This window comes from Candidatus Uabimicrobium helgolandensis (genome assembly GCF_041508025.1).
Classification (GTDB): Bacteria; Planctomycetota; Uabimicrobiia; order Uabimicrobiales; family Uabimicrobiaceae; genus Uabimicrobium; species Uabimicrobium helgolandensis.
In genome coordinates this window covers 1,081,132-1,103,185 of the sequence record NZ_CP165719.1, presented here as the reverse complement: position 1 = coordinate 1,103,185, position 22,054 = coordinate 1,081,132, and the positions used below count along the sequence as shown (strand labels likewise).

General features: G+C 34.3%; 11 protein-coding genes and 1 pseudogene. 9 read left to right on the top strand and 3 right to left on the bottom strand.

Annotated features, from left to right (window positions below; all coding sequences use genetic code 11):
- Positions 1 to 9: 9 nt before the first annotated feature.
- The 4 genes from UABHE_RS04025 to UABHE_RS04010 all read left to right on the top strand — a co-directional run bounded on the left by UABHE_RS04025 (position 10) and on the right by UABHE_RS04010 (position 6,071).
- Positions 10 to 903, top strand: a complete 894-nt coding sequence (locus tag UABHE_RS04025) for an alpha/beta hydrolase fold domain-containing protein (RefSeq protein WP_372368941.1) — start codon at positions 10 to 12, stop codon at positions 901 to 903.
- A gap of 139 nt (positions 904 to 1,042) precedes the next feature.
- Positions 1,043 to 4,090: a WD40 repeat domain-containing serine/threonine protein kinase gene (locus UABHE_RS04020; protein ID WP_372368940.1), complete on the top strand. Its 3,048-nt coding sequence runs from the start codon at positions 1,043 to 1,045 to the stop codon at positions 4,088 to 4,090.
- Positions 4,091 to 4,155: 65 nt separating this feature from the next.
- Positions 4,156 to 5,385, top strand: a complete 1,230-nt coding sequence (locus tag UABHE_RS04015; protein ID WP_372368939.1) for a hypothetical protein — start codon at positions 4,156 to 4,158, stop codon at positions 5,383 to 5,385.
- A 2-nt stretch (positions 5,386 to 5,387) separates the two neighbouring features.
- Entirely contained in the window at positions 5,388 to 6,071 is a 684-nt protein-coding gene (locus UABHE_RS04010) for a hypothetical protein (RefSeq protein ID WP_372368938.1), read from the top strand.
- Positions 6,072 to 6,105: 34 nt separating this feature from the next.
- Here UABHE_RS04010 and UABHE_RS04005 read toward each other — a convergent pair.
- The 3 genes and pseudogenes from UABHE_RS04005 to UABHE_RS03995 all read right to left on the bottom strand — a co-directional run.
- Positions 6,106 to 6,684 (bottom strand): annotated as a pseudogene (locus UABHE_RS04005) (IS5 family transposase); the annotation flags it as partial.
- A 177-nt stretch (positions 6,685 to 6,861) separates the two neighbouring features.
- Positions 6,862 to 7,524, bottom strand: a complete 663-nt coding sequence (locus tag UABHE_RS04000) for a CoA pyrophosphatase (RefSeq protein WP_372368937.1) — start codon at positions 7,522 to 7,524, stop codon at positions 6,862 to 6,864.
- 2 nt (positions 7,525 to 7,526) lie between these two features.
- Positions 7,527 to 10,460 carry a HEAT repeat domain-containing protein gene (locus tag UABHE_RS03995; protein WP_372368936.1) on the bottom strand — a complete coding sequence of 978 codons (2,934 nt, stop codon included), beginning with the start codon at positions 10,458 to 10,460 and terminating at the stop codon, positions 7,527 to 7,529.
- 407 nt (positions 10,461 to 10,867) lie between these two features.
- Here UABHE_RS03995 and UABHE_RS03990 point away from each other — a divergent pair, with 407 nt between their 5' ends.
- The 5 genes from UABHE_RS03990 to UABHE_RS03970 are packed head-to-tail and all read left to right on the top strand — an operon-like array spanning position 10,868 to position 22,033.
- Positions 10,868 to 14,323 (top strand): PQQ-binding-like beta-propeller repeat protein, encoded by a 3,456-nt coding sequence (locus tag UABHE_RS03990; protein WP_372368935.1) that lies wholly within the window; start codon positions 10,868 to 10,870, stop codon positions 14,321 to 14,323.
- Between the two features lie 42 nt (positions 14,324 to 14,365).
- Entirely contained in the window at positions 14,366 to 17,395 is a 3,030-nt protein-coding gene (locus tag UABHE_RS03985; RefSeq protein WP_372368934.1) for a serine/threonine-protein kinase, read from the top strand.
- A 9-nt stretch (positions 17,396 to 17,404) separates the two neighbouring features.
- Positions 17,405 to 20,410: a serine/threonine-protein kinase gene (locus UABHE_RS03980; protein ID WP_372368933.1), complete on the top strand. Its 3,006-nt coding sequence runs from the start codon at positions 17,405 to 17,407 to the stop codon at positions 20,408 to 20,410.
- Positions 20,376 to 21,113, top strand: a complete 738-nt coding sequence (locus UABHE_RS03975; RefSeq protein ID WP_372368932.1) for a metallophosphoesterase — start codon at positions 20,376 to 20,378, stop codon at positions 21,111 to 21,113. The genes UABHE_RS03980 and UABHE_RS03975 overlap by 35 nt, the downstream gene beginning before the upstream one ends.
- The gene (locus UABHE_RS03970) at positions 21,110 to 22,033 is read left to right on the top strand and encodes an AAA family ATPase (RefSeq protein WP_372368931.1); all 924 of its coding nucleotides are present in this window, start codon (positions 21,110 to 21,112) and stop codon (positions 22,031 to 22,033) included. The genes UABHE_RS03975 and UABHE_RS03970 overlap by 4 nt, the downstream gene beginning before the upstream one ends.
- Positions 22,034 to 22,054 lie beyond the last annotated feature (21 nt).

The window sequence follows — 22,054 nt, the reverse complement described above, 5'->3', positions numbered from 1 at the left end:
AGGTTAAAAATGAAAAATAAAAAATATTTACTACTGCTTTGTTGTTTATCTTTCCTAATTGCAGAAAAATATCCCCCTACACTCGAAAATATTTCTTACGGGGTACACCAAAGAAATGTAATGGATGTATGGCGAGTAGATTCTCCAACACCAACACCTGTACTTATTTATATGCATGGTGGTGGGTTTATTAAGGGGGATAAAAAATATGTACGCACAGATCCTATTTTACGTAAATGTTTAGAGAACAATATAGCGGTTATTTCTATTAATTATCGTTTTGTAACAACAGATCCTTACCCAGCTCCTATGCTCGATGGAAAAAGAGCTTTACAATTCGTCAGACACAATGCAAAAAAATGGAATATCAATAAGCAAAAAGTAGCTTTACTCGGATATTCAGCCGGAGCGCTTATGGGGTTGTGGTTAGGTTTAAAAAATGAAATGTGTGAGCCAATGAGCAAAGATCCTATCTTACGAGAATCAACACGCGTGCAGATTGTCGTGCCAAAGCAAGCACCAACTTCTACGGACCCCATCTGGATTTTGCAAAACATTGGAGGAGACGAACGAGTATATCCATCGCTTTTCCATTTCTACAATGTAAAATCTTTTGATGAACTGTACAAACCTGAAATTCGCCAAATAGCCTATGAATCATCACCTATCAATTTTGTAAGTATGGATGATCCTCTTGTTATTATGTATTATCATGGAAATTTAACCTCAACTCCTTTGCCAAAAAACACACCAATGGATACTTCTATTCACCATCCTCAGTTTGGTATATTGCTAAAACAAAAAATGGATGCTTTAGGATTGCAAAATTACATCTATTATCGAAACGCTGGTAATAAAAAAACAATTATTTCTTTTTTCAAAGAAGTTTTTGGTAAAGATTAATTGATCTAACAAAAGTAGTTACCCAGTTGAATGCAGAAATTTTATTTTCTAGCGCACAGCTAAGCTAAGCAACTGAGGGCAACAAAGCTAGAAAATAAAAACAATTTTAATGGTAAATACTTGGCAGGTCACTTAGTCTATGTCGTCTATAAAAACAGTAAATGCTTTCACGCAGTATAAAATCATTAGCGAGTTAGGTCGTGGTGGTATGGGGGTTGTATACAAAGCTTTTGATCAAAACCTTCAGCGTTTTGTTGCACTCAAAGTTATTCATGAAAGCAACATTAAAAACGATGCTGTAAAACGTTTTTTACGTGAAATTAAAACTGTCGCCGCCTTACAACACCCTAACATTGTACAACTCTACGAAAGTGGAACAAGCCCTCAGATCTATTTTACTATGGAATATATTGACGGATTACCTTTACGAGATAAAATAAAGACATTGCAATTCCAATTCGAAGAACTTGCGCTTATTTTTATAAAAATTTGTTATGCACTACAGCAAATGCACCACAGAAAAATTATCCATCGCGACATTAAACCTGATAATATAATGCTTACTGCTGAAAATGAACCAAAACTTATGGATTTTGGGTTAGCAAAACACATGATGGACTTCAATAGTCTATCACAACAGGGAGATATTATAGGTACGCCCTTTTATATGTCACCAGAACAAGCACTCAGCGCAAACACCGATGCACGCACAGATATATATTCCTTAGGTGCTACATTGTACGAAATGCTAACAGCACGTCCTCCTTTTTTGGGCAAGCTGTATGTGCAAGTAGCTTATAACGTCGTAAATAATGATCCTATTGCTCCTCGCTTGTTAAATAATGAGATCCCTTCTGATCTAGAACTAATATGTCTTAAATGCTTAGAAAAATCGCCTTTTAGACGTTACCCAAATATCGAAAGTTTATTATCAGACCTAGAGAACTATCTACAGCACAAGCCAATATCAATTAAATCAGAACGATTATATCGATTTAAAAAATGGTGCTATCGCCATAAGATTTTAAGTCTTTCGGCAATTTTTTTTGTATTTTTGTTAGCAACGATTAGCTTTTTTTCTTACGAAAAATGGCACACCAGTAAACAACTCCAAAAACTAAATTCGCAACTAATACTGCAACAAAAAGCCAAAGAAGACGCTTTAGTAAAATCACAACAGCAATTAATGAATGCTCATGTCAAGATGGCGCAATACCAATACTACCAGCGAAATATGAAAAACGCGTACAATGAATTACAAAAAGCTAAAGCTATTCAAAAAAGCAGTATTTTACCACTAGATAAATACGTTGAATATTTTACAAAATATTCAATAAAGCCACTAATAATGAGCAAAGAAAAATCACATACCTTCCCAAAAATAAAAAATGTTTTTGCTAATTATAAATACACGAAAGATTACATTTGCATGACTCATAGTGGAGGAGTTTATGTATGGAAAAAAAAGGACTACATCAACCTAAGTGCTAACAATATTATCTTTAAAATTCAACATCAACTCTGTACATTAAAAGACCATAATTTTGTTTACTATAATGGCAAAGAAGTTTCTATTACTGATTTACGTACAAAAAAAACAAAACGATTTTCTTTCGCAAGTAAAGCGCATTTCTCTTCTATTGCATATTTTGGTGAGTGGATTGCAATGCAAAGAAAAGAACAACTAATTTTGTTTAATTTAAATAACAAGAAAAAACAATTATTTAATAGCGAAAGAAGTATTTCTATCCAGGTACCTCCGCAATTTTTTAATAACGGAAAATACCTTGCCGCTGGAATAGAGAGTTCTATTGGTGTATGGCGGCTTGTAAACAATAAAAAATGGCAGCTTCATGCAAGCTTTTCTTTCTTAGGAAAGCATGTAGCAGCATACGAGGTTTCTCCGGCGGGAAATCAAGTTGTATATGGTGATCGTAGCGGTAATATTCATATGATCGATATGCAAGAAAAGATTACTTCTGTTTTTCGCAAACATAGCGCGATGATTACAGATATTGTTTTTAATGAAGATGGACGTTTGTTCGCATCTGCAGATAACAATGGTTATTTTGTAATATGGGATGCATTGTCCCAAAAGCCCATCAAAGCGCATAAAATTTCTACTCCTATTGAACACTTGCATTTTGGAAAAAATCAGTATTTGGCTGTTGTATCGAGAAAAAACGATCAGGCCACTTCTGAATATTGGAATGTGGAAAGAGGAATAAAAAGCTTGCAATTAAGGGATCGCAAAACAACGATACAGTCGGTACTAAAGACTGTAGGAGTCGACTCAGGCGCTCTATTTTATAATCCTGTGCTTATTAGTCCTAATAGTAAGTACGTTGCGTTTGTGTACCGTAGTGCTATTTCAATGTGGAATATTGAGCAAAGTTCGCATCACATATTTTTAGTGGACGAAAACTGGTTACATTCTGAAATTTGTAGATATAGATTTAGCTCTGACTCGAAAAGACTTGCCATTTTATACAGTAATGGGCGATTGATTATTCTTTCTACAAAAGATATGGAAGTTCTTGTCGACAAAAAAACAACAGGAAGAAAAAATAGATTCTACCAAGATGGTTTCCTTACATTTGCAGCTAATGGGGATTTATTTTTTTTAGTCAAATTGCAAGACCGCGATTTTCGTATACTAAAATATAGTAATACGCAAAAAAAGGTGTTGCAAATTTCTCCTTTTGAAGGAAAAGCGAATTACGCTGAATTTAATACACAAGGAGATCTTGCTGTTGGCGATATGCGGGGGCGTATTCATATTTTTTCTCAAGGCAATTTGTCCAAGAAACCAAGAGTTACTATCGATACAAAAATAAACAATGCTATTAGATATATTTCTTGGTCTGATAATCGAAAAATATTTGTTTGTGTTGAAGATGAACAATATGCATTTGTATTTTTATTGATGAGGGATAGCTATGTATTAGAAAAAAAAATACCGGTGGCTACGAAAATACGCTTTGCTCAGTTTTCAAACGATAACAAAGATTTAGCGATATTTGAAACAAATCGCTTATATATTTACAACCTCAAAAACCTATTTCGCGTAGAGCTCCTTCCAGGATATTATAAAGGAGGATTAGCATCTATGTCTAAAGATTGGAAATGGCTTGCGCTTCCTTCTACAAAGGGACAAGTAATTCTTGCTCCGCTTACTTTTAGGTAGCGTTTTTTTTAGTAACACTGTATACTTGTAATTCATGCAACGCTTATTATTTGTTGGGAGTTACTATGAATAAAATAAAATTGTTAATGATTATTTTTTGTGTTAATTATTGCTATGCTGATATCGTGTATTTGAAAAATGGCCGATCACTTGAAGGTAATGTGGTAAATAAAACAGACAGCATTATACTAGAAACTCCAAACGGTTATTTAGAAATACCCAAAGATCAAATCAGTGATATTGAAAATAGCAAAACCGTTTTAGAAATTTTTGAAGAACGAAAATCAAATTTAACAGAAGAAGATGCAGAAGGATGGTTTAATTTATACCTATGGGCAAAAAAACAACGCTTGCCACGTGAAGATCTTCTGCTTATTTTAGATAAATCAGTACAAGCAGATCCTGCACATGAGGACGCAAAAAACGAAATACTACACCTACTTACTATTGATGAAGAGCGCGAAAAAATCCGCGAACAGGAAAGACAAAAGAGAGAACAAAAAGAAAAAAAACTTGCTGAAGAGCAGCGTTTAAAACAAGAAGTTCTGCAAAAACAATTGGAAGAAAAAAGAAAAATAAGAGAAGAAAAAGAACGCCTTCAATTTGGACTTCTACCAGCAGAAATTCGCTATAACATTAAAAAATTTGTCGAATTTGAAGATTTTATCGATGAACTGTACCACAAACAACATTTTTTTCCGGTAAATAAATTTGCTAATCGTGGTGGCCTCAATTTACTATTTAGTTTTATTTTTCGTAAAGCGCAAAAAGCAGGGTTTTCTAGAAGTCAAGCGCGAGATTTAGCAAACAAATATAAAAACATTGCTGCCGTAGGTGGAGATCGTGCTTTTGATGTATTTCATCGCACATTTTTCACTATTATACGCCTTGATAGAGATAGAAATCCAAAAAGGCCAAGGTCTGCGACCAATCGCTTTCAAGACATAACAAATAAAAAATTGTTTTTGTTCGCAATGCGATTTGCCACTAAAGTTGCTAGCGGAGGAAGTACAGCTGACGGCGACTTTAATAGCGCATATAGCTTTTTATTTTTTAAATTTAACAAACGAACGGGATTAGGGTTACCACAGTACTTATCTTATCGCTTGGCCACAAAGTGCGCAGCAATAATCGCTGCTGGTGGAGGAGTTATTCGTTTTCGTAGTGCTTTTGGTTTTCATCTACGCCAATTTCGTATTAAACGTCAAAGTATTCGCAGTTCTATTATTCCAGCAATTCGCGAATCTTTAAATGAAATTCATCACCCACGCAGGTTTTTCAAGAAACGCAACTAAGCATGTTTGCACGTAAAAAAAATACTAAATATGTAGTACGTCCAACAATTCTTGGAATTTTTTTAGCTTTTAATTTACTACAATTTGGGATTTTTTTAATTGCGCAAAGTAGTTTTAATCTTGCTTATACAAAAGTGGGTAAATTAGCAAACAACGAATTTAAAAACGCTGATCCACAAGAATTTGAAATACTTCAACAGCAGGTTCAAAAAACAATAAATAGCTTTCAGGAAGAATTTTCACTAGAACGCCTAGTGGAAGAAATGGATAGCGCTCATTTAATGCGCGATCAAAAGATACATTACATTGCTGCTTTTTTATGTGGATTGCTATCGGTTGTTATCGCTTTTTTTGCAATTCTCATTTTTGCGAAAACCTGGCGTAGTTCATGGACAGAAATACGCCAGTGTAATTCGCAAATGAAAATCGTCTTCAAGGTAAGTTTTACTAGTAAGCTTATCAGTTGGGTCACAATTTTCATTGGCACAACAATTACTTTTGCTTCTGCACTTGCTCTACGTAAATTAATTTACTACCGCGATGAAGCGTGGTTTACTGCTTTTATGAATTATGAAAGCATGACACATCTTGCTAGTCATTACAACTCAACTCTTACTTTAGGTATTATATGTTTACTTTGGGGGATTTTTTCTGTTATATTTCATTGGCGAAAATCAACTATTTAAACTTAAATTACATTAGGGCCTGTCATCATTCAAGCTAATGAAGCCAAATAATGCAAGAAACTAAGTATACAGCCGCTAAAAAATTCTGAGCAGTTTTGTCGTACCGCGTAGCAATAGCTCGATATTGCTTGAGTTTGCAGAATAGATTTTCTATCAGATGGCGAGATTTATAAAGGTGGCTATCGCATTCTTTTGGCTTTTTAATATTAGATTTCGGAGGAATCACAACAATAATATCTCTTTGTTCTAATTTTTGAATAACGCGTTCTTCTACATAGTAAGCTTTGTCAGCAAGTAGCGCTTTAGCTTTGATAGAAGGTAATAATATCTGCTCCCACTAAATCATGTACTTGCCCTGCCGTCAAAGAGAAATCTGTAGGGTTCCCTAACGCATCACATATAGCATGTATTTTTGTGCTAAATCCTCCGCTACTTTTTCCTATTGCTTGGCTTTGATCTTTTTTTTTATTGCACCTGCACTATGTTGATGTGCCCTGATTACAGTTGAATCAATCATCGCATGCTCGTTATCCGAATCTTCTGATAATGCTTTGAATATTTTTGCCCATACTCCGTTTTTTGCCCACCGGTAGGTGTGGATTACTCTAAAATCTAGTAAAACAAAATCTTCTGGCCAACGGACGAGAACTTCTTTTGCGAGTTGTAGCAATGCTTACTCGTTTGGTCAAAGTTCAAGTAAAAACGTAAGACTTAAATTGCTAGACGAGATCGGGCTCGCAAGCGGGCTCGGGCTCGAAAAAATAGACAATACTTTGAATGATGACAGGCCCTAACATATATCCAAATTTTTATATATTAAATCATTGTGATAAACAATATCGCGAAATTCACTAATCATCATCGCAGTTGCTCCCCATACAATTCTTTGTTGCACATCAAAACAAGGAACTTTTAATTTCATCTTATATTTACCAACCGCTACTTTCGCTTTTTTTATAGTTTCAGGGGCTAGTAGTTCATTTAGTGACACACTCACAACTTCCGCAACTTCTTTAGGGTCAGGGATTAATGTAGGTGGTTCGTCCATATAACCAATATATGGAGCAACGATATAACGACTTGGTGGAATGTATACTTTTGTCATTTGTCCCACAATGTTTATTTTATTGCGAGAAATTCCTAGCTCTTCTTCTGTTTCTCTTAGAGCCGTTTGCTGTAAATTTTTATCTTCTGGCTCTTTTCTTCCGCCAGGAAAAGCCATTTGGGCGCTGTGGACACCTTTGTATGTTGGACGTTGAATTAACAAAGTGTGAATACTTTCTTTTTTCGCATAGAGCAAAAGTAGTACTGCACTTAAGCGAACATTTTTTTTGCGATTTAAAGCTTGTTCGGCTGTAATTCTTAAATATGATGCCATTTTACGATGAGCTTCTACGCCAGGCAGTTCTGAAGTTAACTGTTTTTTTAACTGTACTAAGAATTCTTGTAACACAATCAATCTCTTTCTTTTTTTAATACAAAGGAAATCGCTTGACGAACTTGCCAGTTTTTATCATTAAGTAATTTGACTAAAACTTGCCTTACTTTAGTTTCTCTAGGCGCTATTTCACCTAACGCATATATCGCATTGCTACGCACACGTATAGAAGTATCATTCTGTAACACTTCGAGTATCTCGTCAACAGCGCTATGAGCTTCTTTTCCTAAATCTTTTAAAGTAATAAGAGCGTGGACACGCATCTCCGTAAAAGGTTTCTTCAAGGTAGTTATCAAACCAAATACAGTTGTTTGTCCTCCTATTTTAGCCAGGGTTTCACTTACCATATTTCTTACTGGCCAGGATACATCTCCAAGAAGAGGTAGCAATACTGGTATTGCTATTTCTGCATTTTTTCCCATTACTCCTATAGCTTCAGCTGATAGTTCACGTACTTGCCAGTCTTTATGTCTTAAAAAAACAGACAATGTCGGTATGGTAAAAGCTCCTTTTTTGCCAATATTTTTAATAGCACGAATGATTTCTTTTTGAGCCCCTCCTGTACTTTTTTCAAGTGCTGAAACAAGAAAAGGCAAAGCCTTATAAGCTTCTTCTCCCATATTACCTATTGCAGCGGCGATAACTTCGCGATGAAACATTTTTTTATTTTTTAGAAATGGAATAATATACGGCAATGCTTTCTCTCCCATTTCCGCTATTGCTATTATTACCGTGTTACGCAACTCTTTAGGCGATTGCTCTGCTTCGTAAAGAAATTTGGGGATATACACAGCACCAACTTCCCCCATTTTTCCTATCGCAACTATCGCAGTGCGTTTGAGTCTTGGTTCTTTTGCAGTTAGAAACGTTTGTAAAGTCATCATCGTTAATTTGATCTGCGCTTTAATACTTACAAGGGCATGCATTATATTTTCTTTCAATGCAATATCTTTTGTTGTATTTAATACATTTAGTAATGGAGTCGCTGCTTGCTCTGCATGGTGACCAATATTACCCAAAGCAATTACTGCAAATGCCTTAGCTGCTCGATCTCCTGTTTTTAATGTTTCGATAAGTGTCTCGACAGCATTTTTTCCTATTTTGCTTAAAGTACGCGCCGCAATTTTACGCATGTATAAGTCCTGTGTTTTAACAATCGTATTCAAATGATCAATTGTTTTTTCTGTTGCCTTATCAGCCATTTTCTCTGCAGATAGCAAGGCTTCCTTACATAAATTTGGCCGCGAAAGTGCATCGTTAATAACGATCATTCCGCGAGAGTCTTGAATTTGTCCTAATGCAATGACTACATTTTTTTTTATTTCTATATCAGTATTTTCATATGCATTTGCTAAAACAGGCACTAACGACTTCGCGTCTTCTTCTAATCGCCCGACAATCGAAATGGAATAGAGAGCGATGTATTTATTTGAATGATTAATTGTTTGAGACAGAAGAGGAATCACAGCTGGGCCAATCAAGACAAGTGCATCTGCTGCGGCCTTACGGACTTGCCATTTTTTATGCGCAAGAAGAGGAATCAGTTCTTTTGTGGCATTACCTCCTATTTTTCCCAAAACATCTACAAATTGCTTTTTGTTTTTTTGCTGTTGTAACGCTTTTATTAAAGCAGGAATCGCAAGTTCTACACTATTATCTTCAATGCGTCCTAGGGCTTCTGCTGCGTAAAACTTTACAGACTTGTCATGTTTCTCAAGCAAACGAATAAGTGCTGGAATACTATTTTTTCCTATCTGCGCTAAGGCATAAGAAGCATGAGACCGCAAACGAGGTTTTTTCACTACTATGTCCTCTAAAATGACGATGACATTTTTCCCCATTTTCCCCAGAGCAATAGCTGCATATGTTTGCACTTCACTTTCAGTGTCCTCTAGTAAAGATAGTAAACTTGGCATTGCAAATGCAGCTATTTGCGGACCTATTTTTCCTATAGCATTCGCCGTATGCATTCTTACTTTCTTGTTTCCATCAGTGGTCATAACAATTAACTTATTAATAAAAGGGGTTGCTCTTTCTTCTAAGTTGCCAATGCTGTCAATAGTTGCTATTTTCAAATCAGAATCGTCACTTTGCAAAAATGGAATCGTTTTCTTTACCATTCGCATATCTTCCATTTTACCAATGGCAGTTATTGCTAGTTTTTGTAATTTTTTTATACGTAAACTTTTCGCTAACAGTTTATCTATCTCGCGAGAAGTTACTTTCATATTGATCAAACTCTGTAAAACAGCTCTACGAAGTACTAATGAGTTCTTTTCACGAAAAACTTTTGCCATTGGCTCCAAGAATGTTCTGTTTGCTGGTTGAATTTTGCCACAAGCTTTGACAGCTAAAACTTGAACTTGAAGATTGCTATCAAACAACCTTTGGGAAAGTTGTGATGATGCACTTTTTACCCCTATTTTCACAAGAGCTTCTATAGCAGCATAGCGTACTTGCCAACTTTCATCATCGAGTTTGCCGATTACAAAAGTACGAGAGTCAGGTGACTTTATTTCACCTAAGATATACAAAATGTGACTACGTACAACAAATGAAAAGTGGTTTATGTTTTTTAACAGTTCAGGAAGAGCCTTGTCTTTCATTGCAATAAAAGCTTTGCGTGTTAGTATAACCGTTTTTTTATTTTTTACAGACAATAGTTTAATCAACTCGTAGCAAGTTGGCTGCGCTACATCGCCCAATTGAATGAAAGCTTCTAACGTTTTTAAGGCTACTTTACTTTGTGGTTCCTTAAGCAAACTAATCATCATCGGAATTGCAGGAGATGCTTTTTTTCCTAAGTGACTCAGTGAATGTAAGGCCGATATTTTTACTGCACTATCTGGTGATTTCAATTGCGATATCAGCTTGCGAACGTGTTTATCAAGCTCATTTTGGCAAAATATATTGGTTATAACTATCAAAAAAAGCAACCAGTTCTTTTTCATTTTTTGGCCTCTTTATATCTTAGATGTAGAAATAAATAGTGAACCCAGTGCGAACATGTCTTATTATGAAATAAAATAGAGAATGTGCAATAAATTTTTTGCACAGTAATCGGTTTTCCATTTACAAAAAAACTAAAATTTGCTAAAATCTAAGATTCTTACACTTAAACGACCTAAGTGAATAAAAAGCTTGTTACTTTTCAGGCACGTAACAGTATTATGCACCTCCAAAATGCCGCGCTATTGTCCAAAGTAATTCGAATTTTGTAAAAATCGAAGGACACGCCTACTTTTTATCAGGTCGTTTAATTGGCAACTTCAAAAATAACCATCCACCATTTTGAAGACCAAGCCTCGCAAAATCATTTTTTTACTGCCTTTTGAACAATAATTATGTGGGAAAAATTATGGCTACCGCAAAGGATAAAGAATTTGCAAGGGTAACAATAACACTTGGTTTTATAAAACAACCACTTCTCCAAAATTTATGGAAACAATACGAAAAACAGAATTACTACCAAAAAACTCTCTCGTTTGCACAATGGTTGGTTCAAAATAAATTTTTGTCCTTGGCTCAAGTAGCAACTATAGAGCATCAAATCATTAATAAAGCGAGCTTGTCTGATACTTCTGATTTTGGAAGTGATCTTGATCAACAAATAAAGTCTGCTCTTGAAGATGAAGAATATTACGCACCAAGCAAAGATAGAATGCAAGTAATAAATGATGTAGATTTTGGGGAGATACCTTCTGTGGTAAGTACGGTTTACGATGATGAAAGCATTTCACAGCAAAGACTATTCGAAAATACCGATACAAAAAATCAAAAAATACCTGAAACAAAGGTAAATAATAATTTACCAGATATTCCACAAACGCTTTTTGAGGGTAACGCTCCTAACAGTAACGAAAATATATCTAAAGGAAATATTCCGCATACACTTTTCGAAGGAAATTCTCCTTTACAAAAAGATATTCCGCACACATTTTTTGAAGGAAATGCTCCGAATACAGGAGAAGGCATATCTAAGGGAAATATTCCACAGACACTTTTCGAAGGAAATTCTCCTTTACAAAAAGATATTCCGCACACATTTTTTGAAGGAAATGCTCCGAATACAGGAGAAGGCATATCTAAGGGAAATATTCCACAGACACTTTTTGAAGGAAATGCGCCTTTACAAAATATTCCACAGACACTTTTTGAAGGCAATTCTCCTTTACAGGAAAATATTCCACAGACACTTTTTGAAGGAAATGCGCCTTTACAAAATATTCCACAAACATTGTATGATAACGATCCTAGTATGCCTAAAGTTCAACATGACCATTTTTTTGATAACCCTTTTTCTTTGCCAAAAAATATGGTTCCAGCAACTCAGGTAGCTGGCTCCAACAATAATATTGATGAAGCGCAGGCTGAACTTGTGCACGCTGAATTTGCTTCAGAAACAATATCTTCGACTATAAAACCGGGAAAAAAATTAGGTCGCTATGATATTATTGGCGAAATTGGTCGAGGTGGAATGGGAAAAGTTTACAAAGTTTATGATCCAACAACAGAAAAAATCATTGCATTAAAAGTTCTCCTTTCTACAGGAGAACGAGAAACTGAAAAAATGGGCCGCTTTCTCAGAGAAGCTTTTCTTTCCTCAAAATTTGATCATCCTAACATTGTCGCTGTTCACGATATTGGCAACGAAGACGGCAATATATTCTTTACTATGGATTTTATCGAAGGACGAACTCTTGATCAATTGATCAAAGAGCGTAGTTTAACAAGAAGACAACTTGTCGAACTAATGATTAAAGTTACCCAAGCTGTTGCTCATGCTCATGGTAAAAAAATAATACACCGTGACTTAAAACCTGAGAACATTATACTTGACAAAAATAAAGAGCCAATGGTCATGGATTTTGGTTTGGCAAAAATTGTAAATGAAGATAGCAAACTCTCGAAGAGTGGTATGATCATAGGTACTGTACACTACATGCCACCTGAGCAAGCAGATGGTTTAGTAAAAGAGCTCGATGAACGAAGTGATACTTATGCACTTGGCGCAATACTCTACGAACTCATTACTCACCGTACTCCTTTTACTGGATCTTCATTCTCTGAAGTCATTGATCAAATTTTATATCAAGATCCACCTCCGCCTTCAAAAGTAGCAAAAAGAGTTCCTCGAGACCTTGAAAAAATATGTTTAAAAGCAATCGAAAAGGAAAAGGAAGATCGTTATCAATCAGCTGAAGACTTAGCAGCAGACCTTACTTCTTTTTCACGTGGCCAAAAAATCAATATCAAAAGTCCTTTTTGGCCAAAAATTATTCGCAGTACCAAAAAAAGCTTGCGTAGTCGAAAAATAAAATATATCGCTTCTTTTATTACGTTATTTACAATATGTATATTTTTGACTATTTCTGTTTTGCGAAGTAAGCAAAAAAACCTTACCTCACAAGATATTAAATTTTCTCTTGTAAATAGCAAAAAATCAAAACAAAATACATTTTCGGTCGGAGAAAATATCTATTTGATGATCAACTGGAATTCAAAAAAACAAATACAAAAAAATAAAGTTTATCTTGAATTCTACGGTAAAAAACTCGAATCTTATCAATCAAATTATACACAACAACAATCTATAAACGAGCTACTTACAAATGTAAAACTTTTACTAGAAACACCAGGGCAGTACCAACTTGTATCAAAGATAAGCATTGGTAAATTGCAAAAAGAAAAAGTTTTGTCTTTTACTATCAAACCTTTAGATATTCCTATCAAGAAACAAGTGGTAATGTTTCGTAATGATTTACAACGAACAGGTGCCATAAAAAAAGAAATTTCCTATGACCGCGAATTTAAAGTACATTCTCAATTTAAAATTCCTTATGGGGTGTGGGCTGCACCAATCGAAGAAAATGGCGTACTGTATATTGCAACAGCTCAAGGAGCTGTGCATGCCTATAATTATATCAACCGAACAAAATTATGGTCATTTCAAGTAGAAAAAACTAAAGTATCTAAAAATAATAAAAACAAACTCAATATTTACTCCTCTCCAACAATCGCAGGTAAATTTTTATATTTTGGTAGTGAAAATGGCAATTTTTACGCGTTAGATAAAAATACCGGCGAAGAAATTTGGAAATTTTCAACCGGAGGTTTTATTAGTTCTTCACCTCTTGTAAATGAACATCTTTGTTATTTTGGTAGTAGTGATAGTAAACTGTATTGTTTGAATAGATTTAGCGGTGAATTAATTTGGTCTTTTGTAGCTCAAGGTTCTATTTTTTGCTCTCCAGCATACCAAGATGAAGTAATTTATTTTGGAGACTTAAAATCTTATTTTTATGCTATCGATGCTAAATTTGGTCATCAAATTTGGAAAGATAAAGCCTCTGGAAAAATAATGTCGACACCAACTGTTATAGCCAACCGTGTTTATTTTACAAATAATAGCGGAACTATCTATGCAAAACAAACAAAAACAGGCATAACAGAGTGGACTTATGATGGTAAGAATCCTATTTTATTTGCTTCGCCAACAATAGTAGATGACTTACTATTTTGTGGTAGTTTTAATGGTTTACATATTGTAAATACAAGGTCTGGCAAGAGAATACATTTTATACGTACAAAAGACAGAATCTACAGTTCACCAATTTATACTAAAAACAAGATTGTCTACTGCACTACAAATGATGGAAAAATTTTAATTTTAAATACAAACAATCTAAAAAAATTCAAGTACCTTGATGTTCGAAAAAATAAACCACAAGTAATTCTTTATGCGTCGCCTACTATTAGTAATGGCTATTTGTTTGTCGCATCGGCAAAGGGACACATTTTTATCTTTAAATAAGAAAAGGTTTTGCCTTTTTCAATTCGTGGGCGTAAATGAAGTATGTTAATAAAAGATAGATATGAGATTATTCAGAAGCTAGGAGCAGGAGCTTCTAGTGAAGTATTCTTAGCACGTGATACAGTTTCTCAGCGACCTGTAGCTATAAAGAAAATAATCTTAAGAGACAATAAAGAAGTCATATTAATGAGACTACAAAGAGAATATTCTCTTTTGTCTCAAATTCGCCACCCCAATATATTGTGCGCCTATGACTACTTTATTGAAAAAGATTGCTTTTTTATGATCACAGAGTACATTAAAGGATGTACTTTAGAAGAGCTAATTGAAAAGTACAAACATTCTTTGTCATTTTATGATCGATTGGTTGTTGCCATTCAGTTAGCTCGTTCAGTAGAAGTTATTAATACCTTAGGAATTGTTCATCGTGATATAAAACCTCCTAATATAATGCTTGACTCAGTAAATCGTTTAGTAAAAATCTTAGACTTAGGAACAGGAAAAAAGCTCAATTCAGAAGAAGAAAACGCAAGAGTTACAAAAGCAGGAACAGTTGTTGGTACGCCCTCTTACATGAGTCCTGAACAAATAAAGTCGGAGATATATGAAAATACAGATGTATTTTCATGTGCAATTACTCTTTATCAATTTTTTTCATGGTCAGAACAATCACCTTTTGAACGTAAAAATTTACTCGCAACTTTAAACGCCATTGCCAACGAAAAATTACCTCCTCTAAATGAAGTTATTCATACAACAAACAACGAAGAAAGACAAATCTATCTTCTTTTAGGAGAAACACTGTCTCTTGGTTTAATAAAAGATCCTGAGCAAAGAATAGGCATTAGTAATTTTGCTAAGCAAATCCAAGAAGCACTTGAGAAATATAACATGCTAAGAATGCTAGCATCAGGAGTTCACGGGCATACCTGGGAACCAGGGCAAGCTCTCAGCAATCAGGAAAGAGAAAAACTAAAAAATCTGCGCGAAAAATATGGTGAAGATCAAGGCATACGTAAAAGAAAACAAACAACTAAACCGAAAGTGCCTGTAAATCAACATAGACCAAATACAGCAAGAATAAATGCCAATAGACGTTTATCAGCTAAAATAACCTCTACCCAAAGAATAGCGAAACAAAAAGCTCTCTCGCAAAAAGAAAAGCAACAGGCAAAGATAATTTATTCGTTAATATTTGTTGGATTAATTATTTCTGCGTCAGTCTTTTTCTATAGATTCAACTTAAGTTCAACAAAAGTGGATAGCCCTGAGAAAATAGAAAAGGTAAAAAAAAATCCAAGTTATTTTATAGATGACGATGTAAAAAAACTTGTTAGCTTAACCAAGGACCATCGTTACACAAATGTACTAAAGCTTTTATCAAATATACAAGAAAAGTCTCCACAAAAATACGATTCATCAACTTCTGACCCTCTTACACATCTCATTGTAGCACTTTATAGTAAGAACTATTCACAAGCTCATAAACATACTCGAGAGACGTTAAAAAACGATTATCATGGATTGGGTTTGTATTTAAGTATCCAGACATTTGCCTTAAACGGAGATATGTCCTTAGCTAAGTGGTATAGTGGAGTTTTCGTTGAAAACTATTCTGATTTTTATAACGAAATAAAAAATCCAGCAATAGACCTTTCTTTAAGTTCTATTGAAGCTTACAATAAATGGAAAATATGGGAAGGACCAAAGCCAGAAAAAAGCCTTTATAAACAATATATGATTTTAGCTTTTTTAAGCTCTCTACCAAAAAAAATTGATTGGAAAGAAATACGAAAAAGAATAACGGAAGAATCTTTCAAACACATATGTGATTTTTTATATTATAGTAGCAGACATCTTGAAATTCCTTTCAATGAGCGTTACCAAAAATTAAAGCATATCGCGCAAAAATTACCTAACTTACACTATCCTTTTTACAATCTATTACTAATATCTAATAATCAGAATGATCAACTCGCTATACGCAAAAAAATACCTCATTACAAAGGTTTTTATCCAATAGATTTACTACTTAAGACAAACATCAAAAATGTAAGTACTGATAAATATAAATTAAATGCCAATTCAGAAATGCTTAAAAGAGCGTTATGTTGCGCTGTAATAAAATATAATCACTATGATAAAATTGATAGTCTAATTCAGTACTATCCTGAAGCACTACAAGGCTATACATTGAAACTTACACGTTCGTCTATATCACTAAAAATACTTTATGGATTTCTCAACTCAAATCTCGGTAATTTCCACAGCCAGCATAAAAAATATTTTATAAACCACATAGAAAAAGCAAAACCCCGAAATATTCGTTCTCTATACTGGAATTTAGAAAGAATAAAAGTTATTCACCAACGTACAGCATCAATAATAAATAGTAGCTTGTCTGTTAGAATAGAAAAAATAGAGGAACTACAGTCTATATTGACTAAAAAATTAAAGAGCACCGAAAAAACAAAAATGTTTTACTCCTTGTTATTGTCTCAAAATTGGAAAGCCTTAGAAAAAGTTTTAAAAAAAATAAAACAACATTCAGCAGAGGAGTATTATTTTTATAAAGCTGTTTATCAAACAGAGCGATTATATTATAAACATTCAATCGCTAAAAAAGAGCACAGCAACTTAGTACAGCTACAAACGATAGAGAACTTATTTTCTAAAACCCAGCTACAAAAAAGTAAATGGCGCAATCATGGACTATTTTTACTTGAATATATAAATCCCCTCATTACATACTATAAAAAAAATCATCTCCTTGAATTTCAACAACCTAAAGCCCAAATACTAAAAAACATGTGGTTTACATATGTACATAATCACTTACATAATCTCTATGTTCTTAGAGAGAAGGCAACTTTTGATTTAAAACTACAACCCGATTTGGAAAAAACTAGATCTTACCTTAAACGAGCGACGCAATATTTACAAATAAATCAACACGATAAAATGCAACGAGATTTTGAAATTGCACGTTTCATATATCCTCTATTTCACTATCATTCCCAAGAAGAGAATGGTATAAAGCAATCACTAGAGTTTCTAGAAAAACAAAAATAGGTGTCACACATGCTACTTGGCAAGTATAAACTACTCAAAACTATTGGGCAAGGTGGAGTTGGACGCGTTTTCTTAGCTCAACATCAACAAAATCAGAAACTTTACGCTATAAAAGAAGTGTACAACGACGAAGGAAATTTACGGTTTCGTCGCGAATACAATTTGCTATCTGCAATAGATCACCCAAACATAGTAAAAGCATATGATTTTTTCTCTATGAATGATAAATGGTTTATGGTGATGGAGTATGTAGAAGGCCTCTCGTTAGGAGAGTTTATAAGGCAAAATTCTAAGCTTTCAACAAAGGCGTTACTAGCTATTGCTATCCAAATTTCCAGAGCTGTAGAAGTAGTAAATTCTACAGGCATTATCCATCGCGATATCAAACCAGGTAACATAATGGTTGATAACAAGAATCATATTATAAAAATTCTCGATTTGGGAATGGGCAAACATCTTGATAATTTTCAAGAAAGTCGTAAGTTAACAAAAACGGGTGCTGTTGTTGGGACTGTTGATTATATGAGTCCTGAGCAAATGAACGGCAAACTGTATGATAACAGTGATGTCTTTTCTGTTGGAATTACTTTATATCAACTATTTCGTTGGGAACAAGAGTCGGTATTTGCTTGCGATGGTATCCTACATACGATGAATAATGTTGCCAAGAAAAAACTTCCTCCTTTTCCAAAGGAAGAGATAAAACGCCATGAAATGGGAATTTATAAAGAAATTTATAAAATACTTAAACAAGCTGTAGAAAAAGATTCACTAAAACGAACAAAAAGTTGTTGCGATTTAGCGCAAGCTCTAAATAAAGCATATTTGAAAATACGTGGAAGTGGAAAAAGCGCTTGGAAACCCTCCAGCCAACTAGATAGTAAATCGTTAGTTGCTTTGAAAGAAATAAAAGAAAAATTCCCCAACATAGAGCAAATTCCTCGCCGCACAAATCGTTATAAGAATAACAGAAAAGTTAGTAAACATTCTACTCTGTATCCTATTTTGCTTATAGCAACCTTTATTTTATTCATTGGTTTATGGAAATTTTTGCCAAACAGCGTAGCCTCAAAGGAAACGTTTTCTTCTTTGTTAACACACTTACAACAACTAGATAAACAACAAAACTATAAACAAATGCACCATATAATTGCAAAGCTTGATAATAAGCGCGGCGAATTTTTTCACGCACACCAAGCTAAAAATAACAAAGAAAAATTTATACAAGAATTTTACTTGCGAAATCGGACGCAAGATACTTTGGATTTGGGAGCAAAAATTTTACGCGATCATCACAGTGCATTAAGCTTGTTCTTTAATGTGCGTTTATTTGTGTTAAAGGGTGAATACACGTTAGCAACATGGTATAGCGGCGTATTATATAACAAATATCCAGTGTTTTTTAAAACAGCAAAACATCCAGCGCTATGCATATTTACTCACCGACATTTTGAGGCGTTCGAATTATTACAGGAATGGAAAACAGCACCGCAACTTATTTATGAAAAACATTGTTGCCAATTTTTTCTCGATATCATTCTGTTAAAACTTTATACAGGAACAAACAGCCCAAATAAATGGAGCGACTATAAACTTCCACAGGCAATAAGAAATTCTTTTTTCTCCGCTTTATTTCACTTCATTAAAACAGACTTTTATGACAATGCAAAAAATCCCAGAAGGTGGCCCAGTGTACAAAAAAGTGCATTTTCTGTCCCCGGCTATGAAAAAATGCACAGTATAAATCACCGACTTTACACTTTACAAATTGAATTACAGAAAAACTTTTCAGGTGTAAGAGAAAAATTACAACCTTTTATAGATAAATATCCAGATTTTTTGCCATCTAAAATAGCAATAGGCGAATTTTCCCCGAACGATTTTCAAAGTATTTCTCGCGATCGCGGAACCCTAGACGAAATAAAAGGCACTCTTTACCAATGTATTCTTGCATACTCCCAGCAACAAAACATAAAAAAATTCCAAAAGTGCGCAGATAGTTTGGTTTCATATATTCCTAATTGGCATTTTAGTCACATTTATAAATCTGACGCTGAGCAACAAAACAAACGTCTTTTTGATTCAATAATGTCATTTTTACGAGGAGTACAAATTGATCATAGTGTGTACGCTCGCAGGCGCAACAAAATAGAATTTTTGTGGAAATACCTAAAAACCCAAGAAAAATTGAGTGTTGTTTTTGAGCTTAAGTGGTTTATACATATGTTGGATTTTTATAAGTCTCAGCCTGGTGTCAGATATATTAAATTTCTAAATCAGTTACAAAACCAACAGCAAAGATTAATTTCATTGTTGCAGAGAGAAAGACTGTATAATACTGAGTACAATGCACTATTACAGTTATTACTCAGAAATAAAAAAGCAACGCAAAGCGATTACAGAAATATTTTGAGACAATATCAGGCAGTTCCTAACATAGAAGAAAATGTGTTTCGTCATATGATCATGGTCCAACAATTTGACACATGTAGTCAACTTCTAACTGAAAAAAATCATTTTCCTCTACTCAAGTGCATCCTACTTATACGCCGTACAGAATTCTCAACTAAAAAGAATTTACTACATTGCGCTGATTTATTAAAAACTTATAATGAAAACAACCCTAGTAAAAAACACGGAGTGTTGTTTTATCTTGAAGTTTATAATTTAGTGTTGCGCCTTATCAATAAAAAAGTGTATAAAAAAGCAAGAGAAGTATTGTCGTATAACAACAATATTTACTATATTGCTAACGCACAACGATTAACTCGTCATCAAGAAATAGAAAGCAAGCTTGAAAGAAAATCTCCTGTAAATGCTTTGTATGTTAACCAAGGAAATATACTACTGGGAAAATATATAGAGCAGCAACAATTTGGAAAAGCACAAAAACTAGCACATTACATTAAATATTTATCCACCTTGGAAAGACCATCGCCACAAGAAATAAAAAAACTTAATAACTACTTAGAGGGTTTAAATGAAGTTTCACATAGAAAAACGCGAAAAAATTAAAGTTCCTTGCGTTCTAAATGCACAAATGGATCCCATAAAAGGTAAAGACTCAATTGAATATGTAGAGGTTATCACCGATATAGCTGCTCCGGTAATTTTAACTAGCGATTTACACCACAACGCTCTCGAACTGATGGATCTAATTGCTGAAAAAGTACAAACTCCGCGCGAATTTATTTTTATAAGTGCTGGAGACATGGCAGGGACAGGTATTATTGGTAGTAATGGTGACCCCACTATGGCGATAGAAAAAGCTAGCTCCTATTTTAAAAAAGTATTTTTTGTCAATGGAAATCACGACCAGACATCCTCTATACTACAAGGAAAACGCAACGCTGATAAAAGCAATTGTCATTTACACAATCGTGTACAGTCAATAGACTCCTTTGGTACGATTGCAGGAGTTGATGGTATTATATCGCGTAAAAAACTTTTGCACCGCATACCAAAACAAAACTACATCGACACTTTACACCGCGTAGTTGCTAGTTCACCGCAGTGGCTTATTACACATGAAATACCAGAGATACCAGAGATTACAAACAAATCTTCTGGTGATTTTGATTTGCGCGAACTTGTGATTAATTCAGGGGTGCGTTTCCATGTTTTTGGACATCACAGTTTCAAAAATTTTTACGGCACCATAAACAACACTACATTTATCAATGTTGATAGTAGAGTCATTTGTATGAGAAATTCATGAAAGTAGAAATTCAGCAACAGTTTGAACAAAATGGATACATTGGTGATTCCAATATCTATATGTCTCTATTTTTGGCGCAGAAACTCGAAAAACCTCTCCTTATTGAAGGACCTCCAGGAGTAGGTAAAACTGAGATTGCAAAGATACTCGCTAAAATTCATAGTTGTGAACTAATACGTTTACAATGCTACGAAGGTTTAGATAGCCATTCTGCTCTTTATGACTGGAACTATCAAAAACAGCTTCTGTATTTAAAAGCGAATGAAAATGAAAATTTAGATACCAAAGAGCGCCATATTTTTAGTGAAAAATTTCTGCTTAAAAGACCCCTCTTAGAAGCAATCACTAGTTCTAAAAAAGCTGTTTTACTTATAGACGAAGTTGATCGCGCCGATGAAGAATTTGAAAGCTTTCTACTTGAAATTTTATCCGATTGGCAAATTTCTGTCCCTGAAATAGGAACAATAGCAGCGAAAAACATTCCTTACACAATCTTAACTAGTAATCGTAAACGTCCACTATCCCAAGCTTTGCGAAGAAGATGCTTGTATTTATGGATAGACTACCCTTCCTTCGAAAAAGAACTTACTATATTACAAGCTCATGTACCACAAATAGATCAACAACTAAGTGCTGAAATTTGCGGATTTGTGCACCTAGCACGAAATTTAACTTTAAATAAAAAGCCAGGTATCGCAGAAACAATTGATTGGGCCTTATCTTTAGCCCTACTTAATGCCGCTCACCTTAAAATAGATACCATTGAAATTTTATTGGGAGTTGTTTTCAAAAATGAACGTGATATAAAGCAAATAAAAACTCTATTACCTAAATTCGTAGAAGAAATTGCAAAAACAAGAGAACACAAAGAACCTCTGCAACGACTTAAAAACCTTATTACAATAGGTGTTTATGAGTAGATTTAATATAACAAAGGAAGG

Bases quoted from the DNA above. Each gene is read 5' to 3' on its own strand.
- UABHE_RS03995 (WP_372368936.1), bottom strand. From the start codon at position 10,460: ATGAAAAAGAACTGGTTGCTTTTTTTGATAGTTATAACCAATATATTT.
- UABHE_RS03990 (WP_372368935.1), top strand. From the start codon at position 10,868: ATGGCTACCGCAAAGGATAAAGAATTTGCAAGGGTAACAATAACACTT.
- UABHE_RS04015 (WP_372368939.1), top strand. From the start codon at position 4,156: ATGAATAAAATAAAATTGTTAATGATTATTTTTTGTGTTAATTATTGC.
- UABHE_RS03975 (WP_372368932.1), top strand. From the start codon at position 20,376: ATGAAGTTTCACATAGAAAAACGCGAAAAAATTAAAGTTCCTTGCGTT.
- UABHE_RS04020 (WP_372368940.1), top strand. From the start codon at position 1,043: ATGTCGTCTATAAAAACAGTAAATGCTTTCACGCAGTATAAAATCATT.
- UABHE_RS04025 (WP_372368941.1), top strand. From the start codon at position 10: ATGAAAAATAAAAAATATTTACTACTGCTTTGTTGTTTATCTTTCCTA.
- UABHE_RS03980 (WP_372368933.1), top strand. From the start codon at position 17,405: ATGCTACTTGGCAAGTATAAACTACTCAAAACTATTGGGCAAGGTGGA.
- UABHE_RS04010 (WP_372368938.1), top strand. From the start codon at position 5,388: ATGTTTGCACGTAAAAAAAATACTAAATATGTAGTACGTCCAACAATT.
- UABHE_RS03985 (WP_372368934.1), top strand. From the start codon at position 14,366: ATGTTAATAAAAGATAGATATGAGATTATTCAGAAGCTAGGAGCAGGA.
- UABHE_RS03970 (WP_372368931.1), top strand. From the start codon at position 21,110: ATGAAAGTAGAAATTCAGCAACAGTTTGAACAAAATGGATACATTGGT.